Source organism: Paenibacillus sp. B01, assembly GCF_009649995.1.
In the GTDB taxonomy this organism is placed as follows: Bacteria; Bacillota; Bacilli; order Paenibacillales; family Paenibacillaceae; genus Paenibacillus_O; species Paenibacillus_O pasadenensis.
This window is the reverse complement of record NZ_CP045802.1, coordinates 1,421,061-1,443,588: the sequence shown is the minus strand read 5'-3', so window position 1 is coordinate 1,443,588 and position 22,528 is coordinate 1,421,061. Positions and strand designations below refer to the sequence as shown.

13 protein-coding genes are annotated in these 22,528 nt (G+C 65.0%); 4 read left to right on the top strand and 9 right to left on the bottom strand.

The genetic code is table 11. From position 1 onward, the window contains the following. The 4 genes from nikA to GE073_RS06225 all read right to left on the bottom strand — a co-directional run bounded on the left by nikA (nucleotide 1) and on the right by GE073_RS06225 (nucleotide 6,814). Nucleotides 1-1,575, bottom strand: a complete 1,575-nt coding sequence (nikA, locus tag GE073_RS06240; protein ID WP_153783061.1) for a nickel ABC transporter substrate-binding protein — start codon at nucleotides 1,573-1,575, stop codon at nucleotides 1-3. Nucleotides 1,576-1,684: 109 nt separating this feature from the next. Next, a complete protein-coding gene (locus tag GE073_RS06235; RefSeq protein WP_153783060.1) occupies nucleotides 1,685-3,388 on the bottom strand; it encodes a hypothetical protein in 1,704 nt (567 codons plus the stop codon). Continuing rightward, nucleotides 3,385-4,194, bottom strand: coding sequence for an ABC transporter ATP-binding protein (locus GE073_RS06230; protein ID WP_052333595.1), 810 nt, complete (start codon nucleotides 4,192-4,194; stop codon nucleotides 3,385-3,387). The genes GE073_RS06235 and GE073_RS06230 overlap by 4 nt, the downstream gene beginning before the upstream one ends. Before the next feature lie 277 nt (nucleotides 4,195-4,471). Continuing rightward, complete coding sequence (locus GE073_RS06225; protein ID WP_153783059.1) at nucleotides 4,472-6,814, bottom strand: peptidase G2 autoproteolytic cleavage domain-containing protein; 2,343 nt, start codon at nucleotides 6,812-6,814, stop codon at nucleotides 4,472-4,474. A gap of 1,144 nt (nucleotides 6,815-7,958) precedes the next feature. Here GE073_RS06225 and GE073_RS06220 point away from each other — a divergent pair. From GE073_RS06220 to GE073_RS06210, 4 genes are read left to right on the top strand one after another with little or no spacing between them, the layout of a single operon-like run. Further along, nucleotides 7,959-9,497, top strand: a complete 1,539-nt coding sequence (locus GE073_RS06220) for a spore germination protein (protein ID WP_153783058.1) — start codon at nucleotides 7,959-7,961, stop codon at nucleotides 9,495-9,497. A 15-nt stretch (nucleotides 9,498-9,512) separates the two neighbouring features. Further along, nucleotides 9,513-10,706: a Ger(x)C family spore germination protein gene (locus GE073_RS06215; protein WP_228551319.1), complete on the top strand. Its 1,194-nt coding sequence runs from the start codon at nucleotides 9,513-9,515 to the stop codon at nucleotides 10,704-10,706. Between the two features lie 13 nt (nucleotides 10,707-10,719). Next, nucleotides 10,720-10,932 carry a hypothetical protein gene (locus tag GE073_RS24995; RefSeq protein WP_028600402.1) on the top strand — a complete coding sequence of 71 codons (213 nt, stop codon included), beginning with the start codon at nucleotides 10,720-10,722 and terminating at the stop codon, nucleotides 10,930-10,932. Then, nucleotides 10,929-12,059 (top strand): GerAB/ArcD/ProY family transporter, encoded by a 1,131-nt coding sequence (locus GE073_RS06210; RefSeq protein WP_194843289.1) that lies wholly within the window; start codon nucleotides 10,929-10,931, stop codon nucleotides 12,057-12,059. Before GE073_RS24995 ends, GE073_RS06210 begins: the two co-directional genes overlap by 4 nt. 1,001 nt (nucleotides 12,060-13,060) lie before the next feature. Here the strand turns inward: GE073_RS06210 and GE073_RS06205 are convergent. From GE073_RS06205 to GE073_RS06185, 5 genes are all read right to left on the bottom strand, one after another. Continuing rightward, nucleotides 13,061-15,136 carry a beta-galactosidase gene (locus GE073_RS06205; protein ID WP_101808687.1) on the bottom strand — a complete coding sequence of 692 codons (2,076 nt, stop codon included), beginning with the start codon at nucleotides 15,134-15,136 and terminating at the stop codon, nucleotides 13,061-13,063. A 188-nt stretch (nucleotides 15,137-15,324) separates the two neighbouring features. Continuing rightward, a complete protein-coding gene (locus GE073_RS06200; RefSeq protein ID WP_323744191.1) occupies nucleotides 15,325-16,905 on the bottom strand; it encodes a DUF3502 domain-containing protein in 1,581 nt (526 codons plus the stop codon). A 33-nt stretch (nucleotides 16,906-16,938) separates the two neighbouring features. After that, a complete protein-coding gene (locus GE073_RS06195) occupies nucleotides 16,939-17,805 on the bottom strand; it encodes a carbohydrate ABC transporter permease (protein ID WP_228551818.1) in 867 nt (288 codons plus the stop codon). Nucleotides 17,806-17,889: 84 nt separating this feature from the next. Beyond that, the gene (locus GE073_RS06190) at nucleotides 17,890-18,810 is read right to left on the bottom strand and encodes an ABC transporter permease (protein WP_153783055.1); all 921 of its coding nucleotides are present in this window, start codon (nucleotides 18,808-18,810) and stop codon (nucleotides 17,890-17,892) included. A 1,918-nt stretch (nucleotides 18,811-20,728) separates the two neighbouring features. Further along, nucleotides 20,729-21,988, bottom strand: coding sequence for an IS256 family transposase (locus GE073_RS06185; RefSeq protein ID WP_153783054.1), 1,260 nt, complete (start codon nucleotides 21,986-21,988; stop codon nucleotides 20,729-20,731). Nucleotides 21,989-22,528: the final 540 nt, after the last annotated feature.

Here is a 22,528-nt window from a genome sequence, read left to right as displayed (position 1 = left end):
TCAGCTCACGTCCAGTTCGTTCGTCAGGATCGTATATTCGGACGGGTCGGTGCGCCAGCCGGCGATGCGCTCGTTCAGGCCGACGATCAGGTTCGGATAGACGGCATAGGCGTGCGGCGTCCGGCTCATGGCGATGTCGACCGCCTCGCGGGTCAGGGCGATGCGCCGTTCGGCCTCGCTCGTCGCGTTCAGTGTCTTCATGACGTCCGTCAGCTCGTCAATCCGGATGTCCGCCGCATTCAGAGAGCCTCCCGGCATCAGCGCCGAGTTCAGGAAAAAGCCGCCGTCTCCGCGCGGAGCGGACAGATTGCTGTAGGTGACCAGATCCCAGTCGCGATTTTGGCGGATTGTGTCGTCGATGTTCTCCACGGTCCGGATGTCGATCGCGATGCCGATCTTGGCCGCGTCCGATTGGAGCAGCTGCGCGATCAGCGGCAGCTCCGGGCGCGCCTTGTAGGTCAGCAGCTTGAGCGTAAGCTTCTTGCCGTCCTTGACGAGGCTGCCGCCCGCATCCGGCGCGTATCCGGCCTGCTCCAGCAGCTGCTTCGCCTTGTCGAGGTCCTGCTCCGCCGCCGCCGCGGCTCTCCCGAACGGCAGCCGGTCGTTGAACGGGCCGTTCGCAGGAGCGGCATGTCCGAGCATGATGTCCTCGACGATGCTGCGGCGATCGAGCAGGACGTCGAACGCCTGCCGCACGCGCAGGTCGCCGGTCGCTTCCCCTTGCGGATTGAACAGCAGGAAGTGCACGCGCAGCCCGGGCTCCGACTCCACCTTGAGCTTAGGGTTCAGCCGGATCGCCTCGACCGATTCCGCCGGCAGCTGCGTCGCGATATCCGCCTCGCCGGACTGGAGAGCCAGCGCCCGCACGTTGCCGTCCTCGTTGAACCGGAAGGACACCTGCTCCAGCTTGGCGGCGCCGTCCCAATAGCCGTCATGCCGCTCCAGCTCGATGCGGGCGTCCTGCGCGAAGCTCGCGACGCGGAACGGGCCTGTGCCGACCGGAGCCGAGGCGATGGAAGCCTCCTCCTTCACCTGGATGATCGCCGTATGGGGATTCAGCAGCTCCGACGCGAGCGCAGGATGCGGCTCGAGCGTCTCCACCGCAAGCTTCTGGCCGTCCGCCGTCATCGAGCGGATCTTCAGGGCGAGCTTCATCGACTCGTTGCGGGCCATCGTCCTTTCCAGCGAAGCCTTGACCGCCTCCGCGGTCAGCGGAGAGCCGTCCTGGAACGTCACGTTGTCGCGAATGAGGAACTCCCAGCGCGACGCGTCGACGGCGGTCCAGCTGGCCGCGAGCCATGGCTTGACGCCGAGATCCGCATCCAGCCGCGTGAGCGTTTCCGCGATTCCCGCTTTGACCGTGATGATGTTGTCGGCGGGGTCCAGCGTGCTGCTCTTGACGTGAAAGAGCACGACGGCCCGTTTCGACGCCGCGGCTTCGGCCGCCGTCCGATCCTGATCGCCCGCGTTCGGCTCGGACGCGCCTCCGGAGCAGCCCGCCGACACGATCATGCTTGCCGAGATCGCCGTTGCCAGCGCGTATTTCTTCCATTTCTTCCATGCTGTAAGCGCCATGATGAATTCACCTTATCCATTTCTGATAGTAATAATTACTGAATAAAACTATCATGAGGAATTCGATCGGTCAATCCTATCGGATGAAAAAAGAAAAAAGACCTTCCGCTTATGCGCGGAAGGTCGGATTTCCATTGGCGGGAGCTTTCTTTACCGCCGCTCCTTCCCGGAAGCCGTATTTCCAGCTGAAATGCTGTCCCGCCAGCAGCAGGACGGCGTAGAGCCATAAGCCGACCGGACCCGCAAGATTGGCGATCAGCACATGGAGCAGGCTTAGGCCGAGCAGCAGGAACATCAGCAGGAACGTGTACCCCGCCCCGCCGACGTTGTTGCCGGTCGGAAAGGGCTCGGCGAACGGCAGCCGCCGCGGAATGACGCGGTAGCCGATGACGGCGAAGATCGACAGCGCCGGAATCAGTCCGGCCAGATGCGGCAGGATCGCCGTGCCGAAGAAGGCCAGAAACAGCAGCGTCGGCACGGCGAGCGCAGGCAGCCCAAGCCTCAGCAGCACGGCGGCGGCCGCGGCCCGGTGCACCTGCCCTTCGCGCAAGCCCGGAGCGGCGTGGAAGATCCATGCCGCCAGCGGCCGGCTCGAAAAGCGGAGCATCAAGAGCAGCATCGGCACCGCCAAGCCGGTGCCGTACAGCGCCAGGCTCCAATTCGGACTCAGCTCGTCCGTGCGGAATTCGTTGCCGGACAGCGTCGGCAGCACGAACAGGACCGGGATGAGGACGGCGTAACCTAGGCTCGGGTACACCTTGAGCTTGAAGTCCCGCTCCCGCGACAGCGACGCCAGAGAGAAGTCGAGCAGCGCCCGCTCGCGCGGGTCCCGCAGCAGCAGGCGGCCGAGCCGCGATGCCATCGGCATGCGGCGCCGGCGCTGCCGCGGACGGTCCGGGGCGTCCTTGGACGCCAGCTTGTGCAGGCTGCGCTCGAACGACGGCAGCAGCCGGAGGTAGAGCAGCAGGCCGAGCAGCGGCGCGGCCACGGACAGGACGGTACAGGCGATCAGCCAGCCGCCTCCCTGCCCGTCGATCAGCCCGTGCGGAGCGGCGAACCAGAGCGGCGGCACGAGCGTCCACCACCACTGCGCCTGCAGCGCCTGCTCGGCCAGGCTGAAGTTGAACAGCCGGACGGCGAGCTGGCTGCCGCCGAGCACGACGGCCGCGAGGAAAATCTGCACGTAGTTGATCATGTCTTTCAGCCGCTCGCCGTCCCACAGCCTCAGCACTCCGTAGTAGACGGCTGCCGTCAGGCTCATCAGCAGCGCCGCCTGCAGCGCCGCGTGGACCGCATAGACGGCCGCGGATGCCGGGCCGTGCGCCAGCAGCACCGCCAGCAGCGGCAGCGCCGTCAGCGCCGAGACCGTCCAGCCCAGATAGACGACGGCGTGGAGCAGCCGCGCCATGCCCGCCGTCTTGGGCGAGACCGGCCGTACGCCGAGGATCGTCCGGTCCCGCGTGTCGAGCAGCGTGGTGGAGAAGTCGGACAGCAGCAGCGACGAGAGCAGCAGCATCTGGACCGCGGACAGCATTCCCATGCGCAGGATCGGCTGCTCGAGGAAAACCGCCATCGGGACGAGGAACAGGCTGATGCCGACGTAGATCCAGAGCGAGGAGAAGAACGAGTTCTGCAGCTCGTCTCCCTCTGTCCTCCTGGTCCCGCCGAACGCGTTCATCAGGCCGGTCGGCCGCCGCCGGCCCATCGTCAGCTTGGCCTGCAGAATGACGCGCAGCGCCGGGAAGTCATAGCCCGCGCGGGTGAAAGCGCCGCGGAAGCGGTCGAGCAGGCGGATCGAGAGGAACTCCTTCATGGCCGCTTCGTCTCCTCGGACGCTTCTGCGGCGAGCTGCTCCGGCGTCATCGCGATCGTGCTGCAGAACTGCTCGGCGATCGCCTCCTGCTCGTCGAAGCCCGTCATCCGGTTGAAGATCCGCTCGAGGCTGCCCTCCTCGCTGCGCGCCTGCAGCTCGGCGAAGCTGCCGTCCGCCGCCACCTGGCCGTCGTGGAGCAGGACGATGCGGCTGCTGATCTTCTCGACGACGTCCATGATGTGCGACGAGTAGAAGATCGCCTTGCCCCGCGCGGCCAGCCGCGTGAGGATTTCCTTGACGACGGCGACGCTGCCGGCGTCGAGGCCGCTGAGCGGCTCGTCCAGGAAGATGACGTCGGGATCGTGGAGGACGGCGGCGGACAGCATGACTTTTTGGCGCATGCCTTTGGAAAAGGAGTCGATCCGGCGGTCGACCATCTCCTCCAGCCCGAACAGCGCGAGCAGCCGCTCGCCCTTGCGCTCGGCCGCCTCGCGCGGCAAGCCGTACAGCTGGCCGCTGAACGCGAGATACTCGCGGGCGGTCAGCATGTCGTAGATCTCGGCCGTCTCCGGCACGTAGCCGATGCGGGACTTGTACTCGTAGCTGCCGTACGAGATGTCCTGGCCGAGCACCTCGATATAGCCGTCATAGCCTTGCTCGAGCCCGAGCAGCAGCTTCTGGGTCGTGCTTTTGCCCGCTCCGTTCGGCCCGATGTAGCCGATGATCTGGCCGGGGTACGCCTCCAGGTCGATGCCCTTCAGCACCTGCTTGCTGCCGTACCATTTGCGCAGGTTCCGCACGCGGATGACCGGCTGCGCGGAGCCGTCGGGAGGCTGAGAGCGGTTTTGCCGGCCGTCCTGGACGGAGGATGAGTTCGTAGGATGAGTGTCGAAGGAAGACAAGCGGTTACCACCTTTCGGATAAATGCATATCCCTCATTCTACCAGATTAGGCGATGTCCGGGGGATAGAAGTTGGAGCTGCATCGCGGGAAGCAGGGCTGCGCGCGAAAAAAACGCCTCCCGCGAAGCCGCTCGTCAGCATGACGAGCCGCATCGCGGGCGAGGCGCCGGAGGCGGAGCCGCTATTTCATCTGGATGCGGATCTGGTTCGGGCCGGTGCGGCTCAGCACGCGGTAGCCGTTCGCGGCGGTCGTGGCGACGCCTCCGCTGCCCGGCAGGCAGTAGCCGTTCGGCGCGCAGCTGCCGTCGTCGCGCACGAGCAGCTTGCCGATCAGGCCGACCGGCGCCCAGCCCGGCAGCAGGCGCCGGGGCACGAACGGAACGGTCGGATCGTAAGCCGGGTCGACGACCGGCTGCTCGACCGCATAGGCCGGCGCGATGACGGTGCCGTCCGGAGCGAGTTCGGCCGGAATCGTCACCGTCTCCAGCACGATCCGCCCCCACTCGTCGCGCAGGTAGGCATCCGGGCTGCGCAGCTCGGCGGCGTCGCCGACGAGCGTCGGCACGGCGCTCGTGACGCCGAGCACGTAGCCGTCGGCCGCCTCGGCCGGACGGATCTGCTCGCCCTCCAGCGTGACGAAATAGCCCGGCTCGAGCGGGGCTCCATCGACCGTCTCGTACAGCTCCGCATAGTCGGCCCCGCCGCTGAAATAAGAGCCGTCGATGTACATGTTGCCCGTCGAGCCCTGCAGGACGGCCGCGAGGCCGGGATTGGCCGCCGACGTGCCGTTGGCGACATGCCAGGAGTACGGATAGAGCGTCGTGCCGTAGCGGCCCATGATGTGGGAGCCGGCCTGGTCGGCCGTCGTCTGCAAGCCTTCGGCATGCGTATAGTTGCCGCTGGCGGTCGTATTGCCGCCCTCGGCATGGGCGCGGCTGCCGGAAGCGACCGTCGAAACGCCTTCGGCGTGGGAGCCGTAGCCCGAGGCTTCCGTCGTCAGTCCTTCGGCATGGGCGTAGCTGGCCGTGGCGGAGGAGCCGCTGCCTTCCGCGTGGGAGGCATAGCCGGATGCGGTCGTCTGATAGCCCTCCGCATGCGTGTTGAACGCGCTCGCCACCGTCAGCGAGCCTTCCGCATGCGCGTAGTTGTCCAGCGCCTGCGTCTGGTAGCCTTCCGCATGCGAGAAGTTGCCGGATGCGGTCGTGAGCGATCCTTCCGAGTGGGCGGATGTGCCGGAGGCGATCGTATCCGCGCCTTCCGCATGCGAATTGTCGCCGCTCGCCTCCCCGTTGAAGCCTTCCGCATGCGAGTTGATGCCGAGCGCCCGCCCCGTCGAGCCTTCGGCATGGGAATTGGTGCCTTGGGCAAGCGTCGCGTTGCCTTCCGCATGCGAGTTGCCGCCGGAGGCGACGGTCGTGTTGCCCTCCGCGTGGGCGGCGAAGGCGCTGGCCGTCGTCGTGGCGCCTTCCGCATGCGAGTCGTTGCCGGAAGCGATCGTCGCGTTGCCCTCCGCATGGGCGGCGTAGCCGGACGCCTGTGTCTCGTAGCCCTCCGCGTGGGAGTTGAAGGCGGTCGCCGCCGTCAGCGAGCCCTCCGCATGGGCGTACGTGCCGGACGCGGTCGTCTGATAGCCTTCGGCGTGGGAGAAATTGCCCGAGGCGACCGTATTCGAGCCTTCCGCATGCGCCGTCGTGCCGCTGGCGAGCGTGGCCGCGCCTTCCGCATGCGAGCTTTCGCCGCTCGCCTCTGTGCTGGCTCCTTCCGCATGCGCGTAAGGGCCGAACGCGTCCGTCGACCGTCCCTCGGCGTGCGAGGCAAGGCCGGATGCTTCCGTGCCAAGGCCTTCCGAATGGGCTTGGTCGCCGGCTGCCCTCGTGCCGGAGCCTTCGGCGTGCGAGGCGGCGCCGATCGACCGCGTGCCGGTGCCTTCGGCATGCGACGATTCGCCTTCCGCCGAGCTCGATTCCCCCTCGGCATGAGCGGCCGGGCCGCTCGCCGTCGTGCCGGAGCCCTCCGCGTGCGCCGCATCCAGAGAGGCCGCCGTCCGGTAGCCTTCCGCATGCGAGGCGGAGCCCGACGCCGTCGTTCCCGAGCCTTCCGCGTGCGAGCTGTCTGCGGCGGCCGTCGTCTGGTAGCCCTCCGCGTGCGCCGCCGTCCCGAGCGCTTCCGTACCGCTCCCCTCCGCATGGGACACGTCGCCCGCCGCCAGCGTGCGCGAGCCCTCCGCGTGCGAGGCTTCGCCGGATGCGGTCGCATAGCTGCCCTCCGCATGGGCGGCGTCCGACAGCGCTTCGGTCGTGAATCCTTCCGCATGCGAGGCGGAGCCGGCTGCGACCGTCGTCGAGCCTTCGGCGTGGGAGCTGTCTCCGGCCGCATTTGTCCGGTACCCCTCCGCATGCGCCGCGCTTCCGGAAGCGACCGTCTCGCTTCCCTCCGCGTGCGCCGCCGGTCCGCTCGCCGTCGTGTCCGCTCCGCCAGCATCCGAGCACGGTCCTATTGCCTGGCGGTTGCATTGCCCGTCCATATTCGTCTCCATCCTTCCTCAGCGTGTAGCCGCAAGTGAATTGTTGCATCTTATGCGAGTCAGCGTCCGAGGGGAAAAAAATGACGTAAAAAGGAAGCGATGCCGCAGCACGCTCCCTCGCTTGCGCCCGAATGAATGCAGTCCTCGCTCCGCTCCGCGCCTCCAGGCGACTGCAACCCGATTTTTTCGGGCTGCAGCTTCTGCTTCGCGCCTCCAGGCGGCTGCAACCCGATTTCTTCGGGCTGCAGCTTCTGCTTCGCGCCTCCAGGCGACTGCAACCCGATTTCTTCGGGCTGCAGCTTCTGCTTCGCGCCTCCAGGCGACTGCAACCCGATTTCTTCGGGCTGCAGCTTCTGCTTCGCGCCTCCAGGCGGCTGCAACCCGATTTTTTCGGGCTGCAGCTTCTGCTTCGCGCCTCCAGGCGGCTGCAACCCGATTTCTTCAGGCTGCAGCGCATCCCTTATTGCCTACTGGTAGCCCTCCTTGAACCCCAGTTACTCGGTTTTTCGGCGTATCTCCCCCGCCGGGGCGCTCCTCGAACCCCAGTTACTCGGTTTTTCCGCGTATCTCCCCCGCCGAGGCCCTCCTCGAACCCCAGTTACTCGGTTTTTCCGCGTATCTCCCCCTCCGGGGCCCTCCTCGAACCCCAGTTACTCGGTTTTTCCGCGCATTTCCCCCGCCGGGGCCCTCCTCGAACCCCAGTTGCTCGGTTTTTCCGCGCATCTCCCCCGCCGAGGCCCTCCTCGAACCCCAGTTACTCGGTTTTTCCGCGCATCTCCCTCGCCGGGGCCCTCCTCGAACCCCAGTTACTCGGTTTTTCCGCGCATCTCCCCCGCCGGGACGCTCCTCGAACCCCAGTTACTCGGTTTTTCCGCGCATCTCCCCCGCCGGGACGCTCGTCCGAGCCCCGCTGCTGAGCCGCCCGCCCCGGTGGAGGCGAACTAGGGCCCTGGAAGCCCCGAAACGCCTCGCCGCAACGCGCCTAGTCAGACACGGCCGCTCCCAGCATCCCTTTTGGCGGCGGCTCGAACGGTCCGGGCCGCTGCCGGATTTTGGATAATGGCCCTCGCGGCTGGGCACACTTCTCACAGACCAGGCCGCAACGCTGCCTGGACGGAAACGCGTAAAAAGGCGGCGGTCATGGATGAAACCGACATTCAGCTGGGAAGGCACGGAGCCGGGCATGCTGCAGCCGCTGCCGCTCGATCCCGATGCCGGCCGGCTGCTCGAGACGATCCGCCAGGACATGGGCGGGAGCGGCGATCTCGTCATCCGACGGTTCGGCGATCCCGCCGCTCCGTCGCCTCCCGCCGCGCTCGTCTACATCGACGGCATATCCGATGAGGAGACGGCCGACCGCTACATCTCCGACGTGCTGCAGGCGGCCGGAGCGGAGGAGGACGGGCTCGCCCCTCCGGCAGCGGCCGTCGCTTCCGCCGCGCTGCGGCTGCTCGGCACGATCGGCAGCGGCGATCCGGTCCCCGACATGGCGGCGCTTTATGAGCGGCTGCTGAGCGGCAGCGCGATTCTCGTGCTGGACGGCAGCGAGCTCGCCTTTGCGGCTTCCAATGCGAAGTGGAAGAGCCGCGAAATCGCCGAGTCGCCCAACCAGACCGCGATCCGCGGTCCGCGGGAGAGCTTCACGGAGACGATGCGGGTCAACACGGCGCTGCTGCGGCGCAAGATCAAGGACCCTCGCCTGTGGATGGAGTCGATGCAGCTCGGGCGCATGACCAAGACCGAGGTATGCCTCATCTACATCCAGGGGCTGGCCAAGCCTTCGGTCGTGGAAGAGGCCCGCTCCCGGCTGCAGGCGATCGATATCGACGGCGTGCTGGACAGCGGCTACGTGGAAGAGCTGATCGCGGACGACCGGCGCTCTTTTTTTCCTACGATAAAAAACACCGAGCTCCCCGACAGCGTCGCGGGCGAGCTGATGGAAGGCAAGATCGCCATCCTCGTGGACGGCTCGCCGGACGCGTTGATCGCGCCGGCCCCGTTCTTCACGTTCATGCAGTCGGCGGAGGACTACTATCAGGCCGCGCTTTACTCCAGCCTGCTGCGGATGCTGCGCCTGCTCGGCCTGTTCATCGCGCTGCTGCTGCCGTCGATCTACATCGCGATTACGACGTTCCACCGCGACATGCTGCCGTTCACGCTGCTGTTCAGCCTGATGGCGCAGCGCGAGGGCGTTCCTTTTCCCGCCTTCGTCGAGGCGCTCGTCATGGAGATCACGTTCGAGATCCTGCGCGAGGCGGGGCTGCGCATGCCGCGGCCGATCGGCCAGGCCGTGTCGGTCGTCGGCACGCTTGTCATCGGGCAGGCGGCGGTCGATGCGGGCATCGTCTCGGCCGCGATGGTCATCGTCGTCTCGGTGACGGCGATCGCGACCTTCACGCTTCCCTCGTACAGCATCTCGATCCCGATCCGCATGCTGCGCTTCGCGTTCATGGCCGTCGCCGCGTCGTTCGGGCTGTACGGCATCATCCTGGCGCTGCTGCTGCTGCTTCATCTCTCCTCGCTGAAGACGTTCGGCGAAAGCTACATGTCCCCGATCGCGCCGTTGCGCACGCGCGGGCTGGCCGATACGCTGGCGCGGGCGCCGCGCTGGACGGGCTTCCTGCAGCCGATGCTGTCCCGCCGCGCCGGCGCGAGGCGGTACCGGGACCGCCGCCACGATTAAGGAGCGTGATTTTCCGTGCGGAAACGAATGCGAATCTGCCTCGTGCTGTCCTGCCTGCTGCTGCTGAGCGGCTGCTGGAGCCGGCGCGAGCTCAACGACCTGCTCGTCGTGCTGGGCATGGGCATCGATTGGGTTGACGGGCAATACCTCGTGTCGTTCCAGGTCGTCAATCCGAGCGAGATCTCTTCCAAAACCAAAGGCGCGAGCCGGGCTCCCGGCACGCTGTACCAGGGGCGCGGCAATACGATCTTCGAGGCAGCGCGCTCCTTGACGACGCAAGCGCCCCGCCTCATGTACCTCGGCCATCTGCAGCTGTTCGTGCTGAGCGAGGAGATCGCGCGCCGCGGCGTCGCCAGCGTCATCGACAGCCCTTTGCGGGACAACGAGGCGCGCATGGACTACAACGTCGTCATCGCGCGCGGCGCTACGGCCGCGGAAATCCTCGACCTGTATACGCCGCTCGAGCGGCTGCCTACTTACAGCATGCAGCAGTCGCTGCGCACGTCGGAGCGCTCCTGGGCGCCTACGGTGGCGGTCACGATGAGCGACATGATCAACAAGCTGTCGGACGACGGCCAGCAGCTCGTGCTGACCGGCATCGAGATCGAGGGCAGCCGCAAGCAGGCAGGCAGGCCCTCCAACCTGACCGGATTCCGGCCGGCCGCCTCCTACAACTACCGCGGCATCGGCGCCTTCAAGGGCGACAAGCTGATCGGCTGGCTGAACGAAAAGGAGAGCAAGGGCTTCACCGATCTGACCGACAACCTGGACAGCACCTCGATCGAGCTGCCCTGCTCGCCGACCGGCTATACCGGCATCGAGGTGACGTCGTCCGTCACGCGCCTCATGCCGCGATTGCGGGACGGCAAGCCCGAGTTCCTCGTCAAGATCTGGGCGCAGGGCGACGTCGTCGAAAATGCCTGCTCGATGGTGGACTTCAACCGCGACGCGACGTTCGTCGATTTGGAAAAGCGGTCGGAGAACATCGTGCGCAGCAATGCGGAAGCCGCGATCCGCTGGGCCAAGAGGCACGAGACGGACGTGCTCGGCTTCGGCAGCGCGCTCGCCAAGAAGCATCCGGCTTACTGGGAGCGGGCGAGGGACGATTGGAACAGCAGCGGCTTCTCCCAGGCCGCCATTGTCTTCGATATCGACGTCGTCATCCGCAAGACCGGCACGATCGGCAATTCCGTGAAGCCGAAAGAATAGGAGGAACGCGAATATGTACGCCCTGCTGACCGGATGCTTTTGGCTTGCAGCCGCCGCGGCCCTGGACCGGCGCGAGCTGCTGCGGCGCGGCCGCAAAAAGGAGCTCGTCCTGGCCGCGGCCATCGGCCTCGCCGGACTGCTGCTTTTCGCGGCGCACGGCCTGCACGTTCCGCTTCCCAATCCGCTCGATCTGACAAGCCTGTTCCGCGGGGGGAAGACCGGATGAAGCCGATCGGCAACGGACGCATCTCCGCGCGCCAGTTCAAGATCATGATCGTGTTCAGCCTGATCGGCGACTCGATCCTCATCCTGCCCAACCTGATGGGCAACATCTCCCATCAGGACGCCTGGCTGTCTCAGCTGGCGGCAATCGCATGCGGCATGGCGCTCGCCTGGGCGTATGCCGCCCTGCTCGGCCGTCTCGGCCGCCTCAGCTTCGTCGGAGCCTGGACGGCGCTGCTCGGACGCATCGCGGGCAGCGCGCTCGGACTCGTCTATGCGTATGGGTTTTACGCCATGGTGCTGGCGCTGCTGGCCGAGATCAGCCTGTTCATGCGCGCGCAGATGATGCGCGAGACGCCGGCAGAGGCGATCATGCTCGCTTTCCTGATCGTCATCGCAGCGGGCCTGCGGTACGGCATCGAGACGTTCGCGCGGACGAGCGAGCTGCTGTACCCGATCTTCATCGCCATGTTCCTGTTCCTGTCGTTGTGCCTGCTGCCGCAGATCAAGGCGGATCAGCTGCTGCCGATCGCCGGAGCGGGCATGCCGCAGATCGCCGAGGGCTCTTTTCTCTCCTTCGCCTACGGCTTCCTGGAGTCGGCGGTGCTGCTCATGCTGACGCCTTACCTGGAGGATGACCGGAAAGCGGCGCGCTCCGCCATATTCAATGGCTTCCTGACAGGCGGGCTCATGCTGTTCCTCATCCTGCTGCTCTGCGTGCTGGTGCTCGGGCCGAGCATGATGGAGCTCAAGCATTATCCGACGTTCCAGCTCGCCCAGCGCATCGAGATCGGTCGGTTCCTCGAACGGCTGGAAGCCCTCCTGACCTTTCTCTGGATCGTCACCGTGTTCTACAAGGCGCTGCTCTACAGCTTTTCGCTGCAAAAAACGATAAGCGAGATCGCGCAGCTGCAGGACGACCGCATCCTCGCCATGCCGCTCTGCCTGCTGATGCTGGCGGGAGGCATGATCAGCGTGCCGAACATCGCCGCCTATAACGAGCTGATCAAGGCGCAGTTTCCGTACTACGACCTCATCCTCTACCTCGGCGGGCCGCTGCTGCTCCTGCTGCTGCTCGCCTTCCCGGCGGCGCGGCGGCGATTGGAAGCCCGGCAGCCGAGGGCGGGGTGAGTCTGGGGCAGGGTGAGTCGGGTAAGCGCGGCGGGAACGGGCGGGCGAGGGAATGAGCGCACAGGCAGCGAGGCGGGGCAGGAGCGGGGTGAGACGGGGTCCAGGGGCGGAGGCGCCCCCTTTGCCAGCCATGCGGACTCGCACGACAGCCAGACCGTCAGCACGAAGAGCCGCCGCGCAAGCATACCTCGCGCTGGCCTCGACTCGAACGTTGGGCTGGCGCTAACTCGATAAAATCGACTTAACCCGCTCCGAATCGGGCGTGCGGCTGCATTAGCTCGATAAAATCGACTTAACGGGACTGGGCTCGGATCGGAGGGAGCAGAAAACGAAAAAAAGCGTTCCAATCCACATGCAACGTGGATTGGAGCGCTTCTTTAGTTTGACTGCTGACGGGATGCGCCAATTCGAGGGTCTGACTCATTCTAACGACGGCTGAGACGCTTAGAAGGCATGATTGAGCCTGTTCGAAAATTTAACGACGAATCAGACGCTAAGAACTGCGAAATCCTCGGTTCACAGCTTATTCAGGGGCCATTTTCTTCGCTAAGCGCTTCACGCGTCGCTAGATTTTAGAGGGGGATGAAATCTGCGCTTTAACAAGCTGATTCGTCGTTAGCCAGCCGTGAGGTCGCGGGGCTCCGCAGCAGAAGCGGAATACGCCTGGTCTGCTAACTCTAACCCCGGCTGGCCACCTCGCTCGCATGCCGCTCGCCCAGCTCGTCTACGCACCGGCTCCGCAGCCACCGCCTGCCTGTGCTCCGCCGTTCGCCGCCTGCTCCGCCCGCCTACCCACCAGCTCTGCCCGCCTGCCTCCGCACCTGCCTCCGCACCAGCTCCGCCCGCCTGCCTGCGCTCCGCCGCCTGCTCCGCTCGCCGCTGCTCCCGCCTGCCTCCGCACCGCTTCGCACCTCCGGCTCCGCGCACACCGCGCCGCGCCCGCCTCCACGCCAGCTCCGCGCGCCCCCGCCTGCCCGCGCTCTGCGCCCGGCTCCGCGGCGCTAGCGGCGCGCGGCGCGCTTCAGCAGCGCCGCGCCATGCGCCGGCAGCGCCAGCTCGGCGCCGGCCGGCTCGCCGGACTCGAAGCGGACGAGTCCGCTCTCGCCGAGCCGAACCTGCGCCGCCGCGCCGGAGAAGTTAAGCACGAACACGTAGTCGTGCTCCCCGTCGCTGCGCAGCTGCGCGGTCACGCCCGGCGGCAGCTCCGCCTCCAGCGCGCGCGCCACGCCCGCCTCGCGGACGAGCGCGCCGTACCACGCCCCGTAGAACGCCTCATCGGCCACGCGCGCGGCCAAGTAGTGCACCCGGCCCTCGCCGAAGGCGTGGACCGTCAGCGCCGGCCGCCCGGCGTAGAAGTCTTCGCCGTACTCGCCGACGACGTCCGCGCCTTCGGCGTGGATCAGCTCGCAGATCTCGTGGATCCGCCAGCTGCCACTCAGGCCGAGCGGATTGCCCTCGCGCAGCACGAGGCGGTTCTCCTCGCCGTCGTGCAAGCCCTCGATCTCCTCGGCCCAGACGCCCGCCGCCTTCCGCAGCGGTCCGGGGAAGCCGTCCAGCCGGCACAGGTCATGCTCGTCGACGACGCCGCTCCAGTACGTCATCGCGACCGTGCCGCCGCCGCGCACGAACGCCTCGATGCGCTCGCCGGCGTCCTGCCGCAGCAGGTACGTCATCGGCAGGATCAACAGCTTGTAGCCGTCCAGCGGATCGGCGGAGCCGATGACGTCGACCGGCACGCCCATTTCCCACAGCGCCTTGTAATGCTGCACGACCGTCTGCTCGTAGCGCAGGCCGCCGTTGCGCGGTCCCTGCGCGTCGTTCACCGCCCAGCGGTTGTCCCAGTCGAAGACGATCGCCGTCTCCGCCGGCACGCCCGTGCCGACGAGCTCCGTCAGCCCGGCCAGCTCGCGGCCGAGCTCGGCCACGTCCTGGAACACGCGCGTATGCTCATGCCCGACATGGTCGACGACCGCGCCGTGGAACTTCTCGCTCGAGCCGCGGCTCTTGCGCCACTGGAAATACTGCACCGAGTCGGAGCCGTGCGCCACCGCCTGCAGCGAGCTGAGGCGATGCATGCCCGGACGCTTGAGCTTGCTGACCGGCTGCCAGTTCGTCAGGCTCGGCGTGCTTTCCATGAGCAGGAACGGCTGCTGCTTGAGCGAGCGGAACAGGTCGTGGTTGAACGCGAACCAGGCGGCCGTGCCGGCGTCGCTCGCCTGCGAATGCCACATCGGGTAGGCGTCCCAGCTGACGACGTCGATGACCTTGGCGAGCTCGCGGTAGTCGAGGTCGTAGAACAGGTCCATCAGGTTCGTCGTCGCCGGCAGCTCCGGATTGGCCGCCTTCAGCGGCGCGATCTCGGCGCGGCAGAAGTCCGCCGTCTGATGCGTCACGAAGCGGCGCCAGTCGAGGTTGTGGCCATGCACCATCGTCTCGCCGTGCGGCGCCGGGGACTCGACCTGCTCCCACGACGTGTACGTATGGCTCCAGAACGTCGCCCACCAGGCGGCGTTCAGCGCGTCCAGCGAGCCGTAGCGCTCCTTGAGCCACGCCCGGAACGCGTCCTGGCAATAGCCGCAGTGGCATTCGCCGCCGTACTCGTTGGAGATATGCCAGCCGAGCACCGCCGGATGATGCGCGTAGCGCTCCGCCAGCTTGGCGTTCATGAGGCGCGTCTTCTCGCGGTACGCCGGCGACGTGTAGCAGTGGTTGTGGCGCATGCCGTGCAGGTTGCGCACACGGTTCGCCCCGACGCGCAGCACCTCGGGGTACTTCTCCGACATCCAGGCCGGACGCGCGCCGCTCGGCGTCGCCAGCCAGGCGTAGATGCCGTTTTCGGCGAACGTGTCCAGCAGCCGGTCCATCCAGCCGAACTCGAAGCGCCCTTCCTCCGGCTCCAGCGCCGCCCAGGCGAAGATGCCGACGGACATGACGTTGCAGCCGGCGAGCTTCATGAGGCGGATGTCCTCCTCCAGGACGGCGGGATCATGCTGCCACTGGTCTGGGTTGTAATCCGCTCCGTGCATCATGACGGGCAGCTTCGGGCTGACCGGGGGGAATTTGAGTTTTTTTGCCATAGTAGCCTCTCCTCTCGGTTGAAAAGCCGCGAGCCGCCCCCGCGAGGGGACGGCTGCAGCTGGACGGACGACGGTCGCGGGCTCCTGCAGCCCTGCCGATGAATGAAATCGCGGGACGGCGCTGTGGCCTAGCTCTGTCGCCTTTCCTCAAGGCCAGGAGCCGGGCGGCATGGCCGCCGCTCGTTTCCTTACTTCTGCGCTGCGAGGAACGCGTCCACCTGCGCCTGCATCTCGGCCTGCACCTTGTCGATGCCGGCGGCCTTAAGCTGCTTGATCAGGTCGGCGTGGCCTTTGTCGATGTCCTTGATGAGGCCGTATTCCAGCGGAATCGCGTAGCGCGTCATGACGTTGCCGATGTTGGCGACCTCCGCCTTGACCTTCTCGCCGTTGAACACGAACGTCTCCAGCGGGAAGTGGTAGATCTTGGACTGCCAGCTGTTGAAGATGTCGTCCGCTTCCTTCGGATAGGACGCGTCCTTGCGGTTGAGCGGCGAGTTCCAGCCCCAGTTGGAGAAGCCGGTGTAGTTGCCTGCGGCCGGTCCGGCCGTATACTTGTCGTCGCCCTCCGGCACGTAGTTCTCGCCGGAAATGCCGTACATCGTCAGGTCGTGGATCTCCTTGTCGTTCTGAAGCAGGTCGATCAGCATGAGCGAGCGCTCCGGATTTTTGCTCGTCGCGTGGACCGCCATGCCGTTCTGGGTGGAGATGGCGGCGATCTTCTTGCCGTCCGGCGTGATGTCGGCGATGGCGACCTCGAGCGACGGGTTGTCGCGGCGCATCTCGGCCAGGTTGGAGCCGGCGGTGCCGAGGTTCTGGGCGGCATAGGAAGCGACCTTGCCGGCCTTGATGTCCTGCCAGACGTCGTTTTTGTTGCTGACGACGTTTTTGCTCCAGACGCCGCTGTCCGCCAGATCCTTGTAGTACACGAGCAGATCCTTGAACTCCTGGGTGTCGTAGATGTTGAAGATCTGGCCCGTGGCATCGTCCATCTTGTAGGCGAGCGGCAGCGTCGTGTCGACGAGGTTCCAGTCGTTGTGCTGCTCCAGCGTCGCCTGGTCCATCTCATGCCATTTCCAGCCGTCGCCGGCCTTCGCGCCGTAAGGGATGATGCCCTTCTCGTTCGCCGCAATCGCTTTCAAATACTGGGCGTACGTGTCGAGGCTGTTGATCTCCGGCAGGTTGTGCTTCTTGCGCAGGTCCTCGCGGTACAGGACGACCTTGTCGTTGACCTCGACGTTGTTGTTCGGCACCATGTACAGCTTGCCGTCCACCTTGGCCTGGTCCCACGATACGGCCGGCATGCTCTCCATCGTCTGCGGCGCGTACTTCTTCAGCATGTCCTCCGTCAGCTCCAGGAAGCCGCCCTTCAGCGCCTGGTCGTTGTAGTACGCCCAGTTCGCCGTGTACACGAGGTCGAAGTCCTCGTTCGCCGCGAACTTGAGCGGGTACTTCTGGTTCCAGTCGGACCAGTCGAGGAACTCGACGTCGACCGTCGCGTTGATCTTCTCCTTGAGCTTGGCGTTCAGCTCGCCGAACACCTTGTCGTAGTCGACCGGCTTGCCGCCGACGAGGATCATCTTGAGCTTGACCTCCTGCGACGTGTCGACCGCGCCGGACGATTCGCCTGCCGCTGCGGACGGAGCCGGCGAGGCGGTCGGAGCCGCGGACGGCTCGGCATTGCCGCCGCCGCTGCAGGCGGAGAGGACGGCGGTCAGCGACAGCGCGGCTGCCAGCGGAAGCAGGGTTGCTTTTTTCGTTTTCATTTTCATGGAATGTTCCCCCTATATGAGTATAAGAAAGGACTAGCCCTTCACGGACCCGATCGTCAGGCCTTGCACGAAGTAGCGCTGGATGAACGGATAGGCCAGCAGGATCGGCCCGATCGCGGTGACGGTCATCGCCATCTTGAGGCTCTCCGTCGGGATGCTGAGGTTGACGACCGCGCCGGAGCTGATGAGCGCCTTGCGCATGCCGTCCATGTTGCCGAGCATCTTGTACAGGTAGTACTGGAGCGGCATCAGGTTGTCGTTCGAGACGAACAGCAGCGCGTTGTACCAGTCGTTCCAGTAGCCGAGCGCCAGGAACAGTCCGATCGTGGCGAGCGCCGGCTTGGCGAGCGGCAGGATGAGCTGCCAGTAGATCCGGAAGTCGTCCGCGCCGTCCATCTTGGCCGACTCGACGATCGCCTCCGGGATGCCGCTCATGAACGACTTCATGACGATGATGTAGAACACGTTGAGCAGCATCGGCAGCACGAGCACGATGAACGTGTCCTTGAGCTGCAGGTAGTTGACGATGAGCAGGTACCACGGGACGAGCCCGCCGCTGAACAGCGTCGTGAAGAAGAAGAAGAACGAGAACGAGTTGCGCCAGCGGAAGTCCTTGCGGGACAGCACGTACGCCGTCATCGACGTCAGGAACAGTCCGGCGAAGGTGCCGAGCGCCGTCACGCCGATCGTGACGCCGTAAGCCCTCAGGATCTGCTCCGGGTACTGGAACAGCAGCGAGTACGCTTCGGTGGAGAACTCCGTCGGCAGCAGCTGGAAGCCGTTCTCGATGATCGAGCTCTCGCTCGTCAGCGAGGAGGACAGCACGAGCAGGAACGGCACGAAGCAGAACAGCGCGAGCAGCGCCAGCACGGCGTAGCCGATGATGCGGAACAGCAGCATGTCCCGGCGGACCGCCTTGCTGCGGACCGCATCGGATGCGGCCGCGATCGCAGCTTGGTTTTTCATGTCGGATGGACCTCCTTTCTAGAACAGCGCCCGGTCCTTGTCGTAGCGGCGGACCGCCCAGTTGGCGACGAGGATCGTGACGAAGCCGAGGATCGACTGGTAGAAGCCGGCCGCGGCCGACATGCCGATGTCGTTGTTCGCCGTCAGCGCGCGGAACACGTACGTGTCGATGACGTCGGTCGTCGAGAACAGGATGCCGTTGTTGCCGACCATGTTGTAGAACATCCCGAAGTCGCCGCGGAAGATGTTGCCGATCGCCAGCAGCACGAGGATGATGAGCGTCGGCATCAGGTTCGGGATCGTGATGTGGATGATGCGCTGGAAAATGTTCGCGCCGTCGATCTCCGCCGCCTCGTACATCTCGCGGTCAAGGCCGGTGATCGCGGCCAGGTACATGACCGTGCCGTAGCCGAGCGCTTTCCACGCCGAGATGAGGACCAGCAGCAGCGGCCAGTAGGCGGCCGTGTTGTACACGTCGATCGGCTCCATCCCGAGCCAGCCGAGCACGGAGTTCAGCATGCCGTAGTCGTAGTTGAACAGGTTGTAGGCGATCGCCCCGACGACGACCCACGAGATGAAGTACGGCAGGAACAGCATCGTTTGGAAAATCTTGCGGAAGAACGGCCGCGCCGCCTCGAACAGCAGGATCGCCGCCGCGATCTGCAGCACGTTGTTCACGATGATGAACGCGATATTGTACAGCGCCGTGTTGCGGGTGACCCGCCAGGCGTCCCCGGATTCAAAGAAGAACCGGAAGTTGTCGAGTCCGTTCCACGGACTGCCGAAAATGCCTCCGTTGTAATTGAACTGCTTGAACGCGAGCACGATCCCGGCCATCGGGATGTAGGCGAACAGCAGGAAGAACAGAACGGCCGGCAGCAGCATGAGCAGGAGGACGCGGTACTTGCTGACGTCCGACCAAAAGCCGCCTCGGTTCATGAGCCCCTCTCCTCTCGGTGTTGCGGTCTAGTCTGGCTTACGGTCCCATTATAGGTCCGCAGGCCCGCTTTTCGACATTGGGAGGAGCAACAATAACCGATACTTTTTCAACGGGAGGGGGAAAGGGACGGGAGCGGGCGAGCGGCAGCGCGGGCGGTGCGGGCAGCGGGGCAGCGCGGGCGGAGCGGCAGAGCGGGCAGCGCGGCAGTGCGGGCAGCGCGGCAGTGCGGGCAGCGCGGTGGAGCGGGAAGCGCGGCAGAGCGGGCAGCGCGGCAGTGCGGGCAGCGCGGCAGAGCGGTGGAGCGGGCAGCGCGGTGGAGCGGGCAGCGCGGGCAGCGGGGCAGCGCGGGCAGCGCGGCAGAGCGGTGGAGCGGGCAGCGCGGTGGAGCGGGCAGCGCGGGCAGCGGGGCAGCGCGGGCAGCGCGGCAGTGCGGGCATAGAAACCGGTATCCGCTTCGCGGAGCGGGGACTCGTTCCGATCTCCCTGGAGCCCAGATTCCTTTGATTATATTCTCCCAGAAAGGAAGGAATCCGGCCTCCAAGGGAACCGCTGCCGCTTCTCCACGAGCCCCCGTCCGCTTCGCTCTCTGGTTTCGACGATAGGTTCGCTGCCTTCGCTCATCACCGACTAGCCCTATCACCGATACAATCGGTTAGACGCTAATGCCGCCCCCGCTCCGCTTCGTAGAGACTCGCTCCGATCTCCATGTAACCAGGATTTCTTGATCGCATTCTCCGGAACCCTCGAAAGCTTCTATAACGAACTGAACCCCCGGGAAAATTGGGTTCTAGCTGCCCGCAAGCTCGTCTCTCTGCCCTAACCCGAATAAATCGGCTTACAGCGGCTCACCAGCTCGGCTTTCAGGCTCCAACCCGAATAAATCGGCTTACAGCGGCTCGCCAGCCCGGCTTTCAGGCTCTAACCCGAATAAATCGGGTTGCAGCAGCTCACTAGCCCGGCTTTCAGGCTCTAACCCGAATAAATCGGCTTACAGCGGCTCGCCAGCCCGGCTTTCGGGCTCTAACCCGAATAAATCGGGTTGCAGCAGCTCACTAGCCCGGCTTTCAGGCTCCAACCCGAATAAATCGGCTTACAGCGGCTCACTAGCCCGGCTTTCAGGCTCTAACCCGAATAAATCGGCTTACAGCGGCTCACTAGCCCGTCTTTTAAGCTCCAACCCGAATAAATCGGGTTGCAGCAGCTCACTAGCCCGGCTTTCAGGCTCCAACCCGAATAAATCGGGTTGCAGCGGCTCGCCAGCCCGGCTTTCAGGCTCCAACCCGAATAATTCGGGTTGCAGCGGCTCGCCAGCCCGGCTTTCGGGCTCTAACCCGAATAAATCGGGTTGCAGCAGCTCACTAGCCCGGCTTTCAGGCTCCAACCCGAATAAATCGGCTTACAGCGGCTCGCCAGCCCGGCTTTCGGGCTCTAACCCGAATAAATCGGGTTGCAGCGGCTCACTAGCCCGGCTTTCAGGCTCCAACCCGAATAAATCGGCTTACAGCGGCTCGCCAGCCCGGCATTCAGGCTCCAACCCGAATAAATCGGGTTGCAGCGGCTCACTAGCCCGGCTTTCAGGCTCTAACCGACACGCCTGCCTACCGGAGTTACTTGATTTGACCTCGCATCTCCGACCAGTTCGGCCCCTGCTTGCCCGAGTTACTCGGTTTTTCCGCGCATCTCCATCCGGTTCGGCCTCCGCTTGCCCGAGTTACTCGGTTTTTCCGCGCATCTCCGACCGTTCGGACCTCCGTTTGCCCGAGTTACTCGGTTTTTCCGCGCATCTCCGAACGTTCGGACCTCCGTTTGCCCGAGTTACTCGGTTTTTCCGCGCATCTCCGACCGTTCGGACCTCCGCTTGCGGTCAAGTCCATAATTGTGTGTAAAAACACTTCTCGGTAAAAAATGGAATCGGGTTTAAAGGCTGTCCGTCGCTTCCGTCATGGTGGTGCTGGTTTCCTGCTCCTCCGAGCCGGCGCCCTGAGTGGCTTTCTGCTTCTTCCACGCCTTGAAGTCCGTCATGTCCATGTACGGCTTCTTCGTCATCCAGTACTCGTTCTCTTCCATGAGCATGGCTCCGATGAGGCGAAGGACGGAAGCGCGATTGGGAAAGATGCGGATGACCGTCTCGCGCCTGCGGATCTCCCCGTTCAGGCGTTCCATGCCGTTGGAGGTGCGCAGCCGCACGCGGTAGGCCTCCGGGAAGGCCAGCACCGCGACGGCGTCCTCGAACCCGTCCTCCAGTATTTTCATCGCTTTGGGTGCTGTCTCGGCATACGCCTCAAGCGTCTGTTCGAGATAGGAACGAGCCGTCTTCATGTCGGGCGCATCGAAGATCGATCGGACGCGACTCTTGATTTCGCTTTGGAGCGCTTTGGGCGCTGCGTTCAGCACGTTCTTGATGAAGTGCGTCTGGCACCGCTGCCACGAGACCCCTTGAAACTCCTTCTCGATGGCCTTGACCAGCCCGCCATGGTAGTCGCTCGTGACGAGCTCTACGCCGTGCAGGCAGCGCTCCTTCAGCCAGCGGAAGTAGGCGCCCCAGCTCTCCTCCGACTCGGTGTCGTCAACGCGCAGGCCCAGAATCTCACGCCGGCCTTGCTCGTTCACGCCGTAGCCTACCAGAACGCCTCGAGAACAGATACGGCCTTCTTCACGCACCTTCACGTAGATCGCATCGATGGTGATGAAGGGGAAGGCGTGGTCGGCCAGAGAGCGGTTGTTCCAGTCGTGGACAGCCGGGTCCAGCTGCTTGCACAGGTGGCTGACCGTTGACTTGGAGAACTCGGTTCCGCACAGCTCCTCGGTGATTTTAGTCACCTTGCGCGTCGACACGCCGTTGATGACCATTTCCATGAGCGAGAGCACCAGCGCTTGCTCGCTGCGCTGATACCGGGCGAAAAGCTCGGTAGAAAAGGAGCCGTCCCGAAACCGGAGGACGCGCAAGGTGACGCTGCCAGCGCGGGTAATGACGTCGCGCTCGTAGCTGCCGTTGCGATAGCCCTTGCGCTCGCTGGTGCGCTCGTATGTCTGCGCCGCCAGCTGATCCGTCGCCTGGGCTGTCAGCACCTGATTCAGCACCGTCTCCAGCAAGCGGGCCACTCCCGCGTCCCGATCGGTTCCGATAAACAGCTGGTGCAAAATGTCCTGATCTACGGTAATCTGGTATTGAGTCATGTGTAGGCACTCTCCTTGGAATGTTGGTCTCGACAACTTCCATTCTAACCGAGAGTCCTACCATGGCTTTTCTTTTTATGGTCAGGAGCATTTTACACAATTATATGGACTTAACTTCCGCTTGCCCGAGTTACTCGGTTTTTCCGCGCATCTCCGAACGTTCGGACCTCCGTTTGCCCGAGTTACTCGGTTTTTCCGCGCATCTCCGACCGTTCGGACCTCCGTTTGCCCGAGTTACTCGGTTTTCCGCGCAACTCCGACCGGTTCGGCCGCGTGCCGAGCGAGCTGCCGTCCCCCAGGTATGCGGGGGACGGCCCACTCTCCCAAAAAATGGGGGAGTGGGCGACGCAGGGACAAGGCAAGCGAAGCGAGACGATGCCTTTCGGAGAAGCGGCAGCGGTCCTCTTGGAAGACGGATGGCCTCCGAATAGGAGGTCGGGCAATCAGGGCATCCGGCTTCCAGTGGAATCGGAGAAAGGCTCGGCTCGCGCAGCGGGCTTCTTGTCCATCAGAGTGGCTCGGCTCGCGCAGCGGGCTTCC